This window comes from Kitasatospora sp. NPDC085879, assembly GCF_040686255.1.
Lineage (GTDB): Bacteria > Actinomycetota > Actinomycetes > Streptomycetales > Streptomycetaceae > Kitasatospora.
Window position 1 is genome coordinate 1 of the sequence record NZ_JBFBJZ010000156.1, and the last position, 5550, is coordinate 5550.

Sequence of the window (5550 nt, forward strand, 5' to 3'; positions counted from 1 at the left end):
GAGTTGAGCGGGTGGGGCCGTGTCTGCGGTCCCGGCGATCGGGGACAGAGGGGGCGTTCCATGAGGACCGGCACGGTGCCGGACGGTCCGGCGCAAGGCGAACTGCGGCGCGATCTCGCCGAGTTCGGTCTCGGCGCGGGCGGCCATGTCCTTCCACGCCTGCCGCATCACCGCGGCCGCGCCGTTCGGCTCGCCAAACCCCGGCGCCCGGACAGGCGCGGCCGCGCAGCCGATCCCCGGGGGCGGCCGGCTACGGAGACCGACCGCCCCCGCTGCTTGGCCGCCATCGGCAGCCCACGGGCATCACGCAGCGGCGGTGTCCACGATTCTTGCCAGCTCGTTGGCGGATTCGGGGGTGAGGCGGTAGAAGCCTTGGAGGCTGATCGAGCGTTCGAGGAGCCCGTCGGCCACGTACTTCAGCTGGCGGGTCCGGCCCCGGCGGTTGCGCCAGGTGAGGTGGGCGAGGAGGTCGCCGGGGATCGGCACGTCGAAGCGCACGGGTGTGGCCTCGACGTGCACCGGCCGGGCGCCGCAGCCACCGGCGCCGAGCATCGACCAGTCATCGTGTCCGGGGAACGCGGGCTCGTTCCAGTTCCCGGGGGCGGCGCCGCAGCACTCGCCCCGCTCCGGGCCGGTGATCCGCATCCGGCTCACCACGTGGACGATGCGCCGGTTCACCTGCACGGCGTACGCCTCGTCTCCCACCCGGGCGCCGGACCAGGTGGGCAGCGAGGTGTGCACACCGCTGAAGGCGAGCAGCGGCCGCTGGCCGGTGCGGCCGGCCTGGCGAAGGGCGCGGCAGACGTCGTGGGTCCACAGGACGGTGAAGGCATCGGGCACGTGCGTGATCGTAGGAACGAGCACCGACACCCCGCCGATCTGCCCCAGGTAGACGCGTCCGCCGGATACCGCTGGCCCCGCTACGCCGTGTCGGGACACAGTGCTGACGGGGTGTTCGGGCGGGAAGTGCAGGCGGCTCCCGGGCCGGCAATGACATGAACCCCGGGAGCCGTGCCGATCTTCTCGCCCCCAGCTCGCGCTCGCCTCCCCGGTGCCGGTCGCCGACCGGGTCCGGCGGCCCCCGCGTAGCGCGATGCGCTGCCGTCCGGCGCCCGAGCCGCACGCCCGGCCGCGCACCGGCCGACTCCCGCCCGGCCGTCGGCCCCTGGGCGGCGGTGCTGCCCCCGGCGGCGCGGCCGCGCCGTCCGGCCACAGCGGCGGCATCCCTGGCAGCCCGTGGCGGCGCGAGTGGATGTCAGCGTGGGCCTGCCCAGAAGTGGCGGACGAAGTGGCGGCCTGCACGCCAGGGCAGGCCGGGGCCGCGGACCCCGTCCTCGTGCCACCAGTGAAGCAGTGTGTAGACCGAGACGAGGATGCCGAGGACGAATGCGGCGGTGGACGGAAGGAATCCGCTGCCGTCAGGGCCGCTGTCGACGATGCCAAGGACGCCCAGGGCAGTCAGCGCGAGGGCAAGGGCTCCGCCGACAGCCCAGCCGAGCCGCCACGCCTTGGTGGAGCCGATGCTGAGGAGAGTGAGGTCGACGGGGGCGCCGCAGGTCTCACAGGACAGGGTGGCCTTGTGGCTGCCTGTGGCGGGCCGTTCAAGGTTGATGCGATGCGGCTGTGACACCCGGACCCGCGAGTTCCCGTAAGAGGTGTCGGAGAGCAGGTGCGAGTACGGTGTCGACGGCACCGGGCCCAAGCGGCGTGACATGAATCCTCCTGTCTTTCAGGACACTTGGCTATCATCCGCATGATGGATCCGTCTACGGCTGGGGTGGACGCGGGCGGGTTCGGTGGGTGGTGCCGAGGCCCTTTACACGCGGGCCGCCAAGACAGGCCGCCCGACATCGCACGCCGTGTCTTGGGCCGTCTCGCTGGATGGTGTCGGGTGCGGTGGCCGGCCGGGCGTACTTCCAGGACGGCGGCCGCCGCGCCCGCGGCCTCCAGGTCACCCTCACCGGGCTGGAGTGGGCCGACTTCTCCGTCTGATCTCCACTCGCCCCGGCGCTGCGCCAGGTGATCCAGTCGGCCAGTGAGGACGGAGTTGGCCGGTTGAGCGTTCCGCTTCCGTCAGTCCATCTCGGGGAGGGAGAGGGCGACCCCGGCACAGGCCAGCACCGTGGTGGCTGTGGCGTTGAGGAAGAGTATGAAGGCCCACGCCCGGTCCGTGGTGTCGATCCATCCGATCCGAAGGAGTTCGTCTTCCACGTCCCCGAGGAGTCCAACGGATTCGGTGAGGCCGAGCGTTGCTTGCCCGCGCTTCTGCGTGATCCGAAGCCGGGTCCGGTAGGTGTGGAACACCTGGTCGGCGGGCACCTGGCCAGGCCAGACACCGTAAGTGCCTCCGGAGAGCAGGGCGATGCGTGCAGGGCCGCATGCCGGCGTTTGCTCGGCGAGGTCGTCGCGGGTCATGGGCCGAATTCTGGCGGCCGATGCTCGACTGGCCAACTGGAAAATGGTTGGTCACACGATCCCGTCGGATCGGCAGCGGCGGGCACAATCGGGGCCCCTTGTGGCCGGCCAAGTGACGGGCGAAGACGGAGAACATCTCCGTGCGGCTCGCACCCCGGGCGCCGCGCAGCGCGGCCAGGAAGCCGGTCAGCAGGGCGAGCTGCCGAAGATGGACCGCGACGGCGGCGAGCAGGGCCACCCCCGGCATCGGGCCGGTCGCGTTCAGAAAGCTCTGGAGCATGGGCAAGTGAGATCCTTCCAATGGGTGGTTCTGACACCCCATAACCTCATGCCGCATGTGCCTTGCGGCCGTGCACTTCGCGGGGTTGTAATCGCGGAGTGCCTCGAACCCCGCCCTCCGGCGCCGACGCCGAACTGATCCAGACCCTTGCCGACCGAGGCGTCACCGTGACGCTCTCCCAGCTGGAACGCTGGCGCACGGCCGGGCTCCTCCCACGCAACCCCCGCAGCGGCCTCGGCCCGCGGGCGCGGCAGCCGCGCCCAGCTCCTGCCGACCACGGACACCCAGGCCGAGATGCTCGCCCGTACTACCCGTCAGGGCCGCGCCCCGGTTCCCCTGGTCACCGGCACTTTGCTGCGCAGCGTGCGAGACTCCTCACCGACTGCGCTGCGGGAAGCCATCACCGCATCTCTGCGCCGTTTCGCTGCCGAACTCACGTCCTGTAGTCCCGCCCACGAGTCGAACCCGACCAAACCCGGCGAGGACGCGGACGACTCGCGGGCGGAGGCCCTGCTTGCCAACGCTGCACAACGCGCCAAACGCACGGCCGGACGGATACCGGAGACCCACACCGTCCTCCTCGACCTGGCTGCTGAGCAGGACTTGGACTTCCATGACATCCCGAGGATGCCCGAGTGGAAACAACCGGGCTCCCTCATGACTGCCGCCTTTCGGCTGTTCGCTGGCGGACCGGAGGCCCTGCGCCACGATGAGGCCGCCGAGGCCCTGGGCCTCGCCCTCGGCATGCCCGAAGAGAAGATCGACGCCATGAGGCACTCGATCGCCGCCCACGAGGTCGAGGCGCTGCGCCGCGGCGAAGAACCGTGGCCTCTGCCCGCCACTGCCTTCGACGCCGAGTCGATGATCGCGGCAGCGAATGCGGCCTCAGACCAGGAACTTCTCCGCGCGGCACAGACGACGGTCCACGCCACCAGCCTGCAGGGGTTGGCCCTCCTCGGCAGCATCCTCGGCCTCGCTTCGACGGAGGACATCCCCCTCAGGATGGATCCCGAGGGCGTCCGACGGATGCTGCAGCATCCCGTCTGGTGGTGCTGGGGGCAGTTCGTCGGACCCGGCCCCCAACGCGAAGAGGACCTGGCAGCGAGGATCGCGATGGCCCTCCCGCCCGGGCCCGCCGACACCGATGCACTCCAGGCCTACGCCGACTTCCTGCGCACCGAACACGGCCTCCCCGACGAGCACCCCGCCGACGGCGAGAACGTCCACGCGGGACGGTAGACCGGCCGCAACAGTCACGAACGGCACCAGGCTGGCGGCCGCTGCGCCCGGCACACCGGATGCCGCCGCAGGCGGCTGGTCCGGCACCCGGCGGACCGGACGCACCGCCGGTGCTGTCACCGCGCACTGGCATGATTCCTCTCGTTTCCAGCGGGCGGGAGGCCTCATGTAGGACAATCCGGCACCCGCTTCACCTGCCGAGATCACCTCCACGCAGCCGGCCGCCCACCGCTCGCCGGGATCGGGGCGGGGGTGCTGTCCCGGCTGGCCGGCTCCCCGGCCGCGCAGTGCGTCCTGTACGGCGCCGGTGCGTTCGGCGCGGTGGTGCCGTTCTTCGACCGGCTCATCGCCGCACCCGGTACCGATCGTGAGGAATCGTCCCCGTGACCGCCCCGGACCACGGGAGCATGGGACGACCGCCCGGACGGGCGGCTGGGGGCGATGGATTGCCGGCGCCGGTCGGGTCGGTCAAAGGGGTGGGAATGGGAGTCTTCAACCGCCGGACGGCAATCTCAACAGCGAGTGCAGAGCCTTCGCCGAAGCGCTGCGTGACCTGTTCCTGGAGCTGGCGCTCTCCGTCCGCCGACTTGCGGGACGGTGCTTCGTCAGCCCGGGGCCCCTCTCCCGCTACCTGGCCGGCACCCGCATCCCCCAGTGGGACTTCGTCGAGGACCTCTTCAAGCACGTCGAGGAAGAACGCGGCACCCGCATCGACGCCGAGGACCGGGACCGCGTGCGCGGGCTGCGCCTGGCGGCACTGCATACCAGTGCGTCGATCAGCCAGGCCGTCCTGCAGCTCGAAGGGCAGCTGAAGGCCGCCGACCAGGAGGCCAGGCGCAGCAGCGCCCGCGCGGGTGAACTCGGCGACGCCCTGGAGGACTACCATCACCTGCTCGCCGACCTGGATCTGCGGCTGAGGAAGCTGGAGACGGAGCGCGAGCCTGTCCAGCCCCCGGAAGTCCTGCTGGCTGTGCCCGTCGGCGACCGGGCGACGATCCTCGCTGAACGGCAGGCCCTCGCCTTGGAGGTCGCCCGGCTCAGCCGGGAGTTAGGCGGACACATATGTGAGTGCCGGATACACCTCCGGGTCGCCCTCGACACCAACCTCACGAAGGATCGGAATAAGGATCTCGGCGAAGCGGTTGAGGGCCTCCTCGGACTCCCAGACGTCGACGACGCGGAACGTGCTCTCGCCCTGTCCCGCGATGTGTGCGAGCAAACCTTCTACGGGCCAGTCGGCTGGAGATTCCATCCGGTTCTTGCCCCCCGTCAACTTGCGGTTGGTCTCCTCGTACTGCTCCTGTGTGAACTCGGGGGAGATGAGGACGATCGGCATTTGGGTCCTTCCAGATCGCGGAGGCGCGGCTTGGGGCTGCCACGTCTGGGCCGGAATCAGGCGACGGCGACGTCCGCCTGTTCACATAGCGATCCTGGGCCGTGTCGCATCATCGCGCATGACTTGCTGCTCCACATGAGACGGAGTCACGCCCGTCGACGGGGCGAACGTTGCCTGATGCAGTACTAGCCTGCGCGTTTCATCTGGGGGCGCGTCCGGATCATGATCGGAAAAGCGAAAGTGCCTTCTGAGCTGCAACGATGAGGCTTGTCTAAGGTCC

General features: G+C 70.4%; 7 protein-coding genes. 4 read left to right on the forward strand and 3 right to left on the reverse strand.

Annotated features, from left to right (window positions below; all coding sequences use genetic code 11):
• Positions 1-303: 303 nt before the first annotated feature.
• Together AB0P35_RS41415 and AB0P35_RS41420 are read right to left on the reverse strand one after the other, a co-directional pair.
• On the reverse strand, positions 304-840 hold the full coding sequence (locus AB0P35_RS41415) for a hypothetical protein (protein WP_095877556.1): 537 nt from the start codon (positions 838-840) through the stop codon (positions 304-306).
• A gap of 415 nt (positions 841-1255) precedes the next feature.
• On the reverse strand, positions 1256-1714 hold the full coding sequence (locus AB0P35_RS41420; protein ID WP_144298832.1) for a hypothetical protein: 459 nt from the start codon (positions 1712-1714) through the stop codon (positions 1256-1258).
• A gap of 167 nt (positions 1715-1881) precedes the next feature.
• Here AB0P35_RS41420 and AB0P35_RS41425 point away from each other — a divergent pair, with 167 nt between their 5' ends.
• Positions 1882-1992: a terminal protein gene (locus tag AB0P35_RS41425; RefSeq protein ID WP_107486880.1), complete on the forward strand. Its 111-nt coding sequence runs from the start codon at positions 1882-1884 to the stop codon at positions 1990-1992.
• Between the two features lie 81 nt (positions 1993-2073).
• Here the strand turns inward: AB0P35_RS41425 and AB0P35_RS41430 are convergent, their stop codons facing one another.
• Complete coding sequence (locus tag AB0P35_RS41430; RefSeq protein ID WP_095877554.1) at positions 2074-2415, reverse strand: hypothetical protein; 342 nt, start codon at positions 2413-2415, stop codon at positions 2074-2076.
• A gap of 574 nt (positions 2416-2989) precedes the next feature.
• Here AB0P35_RS41430 and AB0P35_RS41435 point away from each other — a divergent pair.
• The 3 genes from AB0P35_RS41435 (at position 2990) to AB0P35_RS41445 (ending at position 5459) form a co-directional block, all read left to right on the forward strand.
• The gene (locus tag AB0P35_RS41435) at positions 2990-3934 is read left to right on the forward strand and encodes a hypothetical protein (protein ID WP_363521636.1); all 945 of its coding nucleotides are present in this window, start codon (positions 2990-2992) and stop codon (positions 3932-3934) included.
• 252 nt (positions 3935-4186) lie between these two features.
• Entirely contained in the window at positions 4187-4321 is a 135-nt protein-coding gene (locus AB0P35_RS41440; RefSeq protein ID WP_257019560.1) for a hypothetical protein, read from the forward strand.
• Complete coding sequence (locus AB0P35_RS41445; protein ID WP_095877552.1) at positions 4302-5459, forward strand: hypothetical protein; 1158 nt, start codon at positions 4302-4304, stop codon at positions 5457-5459. Before AB0P35_RS41440 ends, AB0P35_RS41445 begins: the two co-directional genes overlap by 20 nt.
• Positions 5460-5550 lie beyond the last annotated feature (91 nt).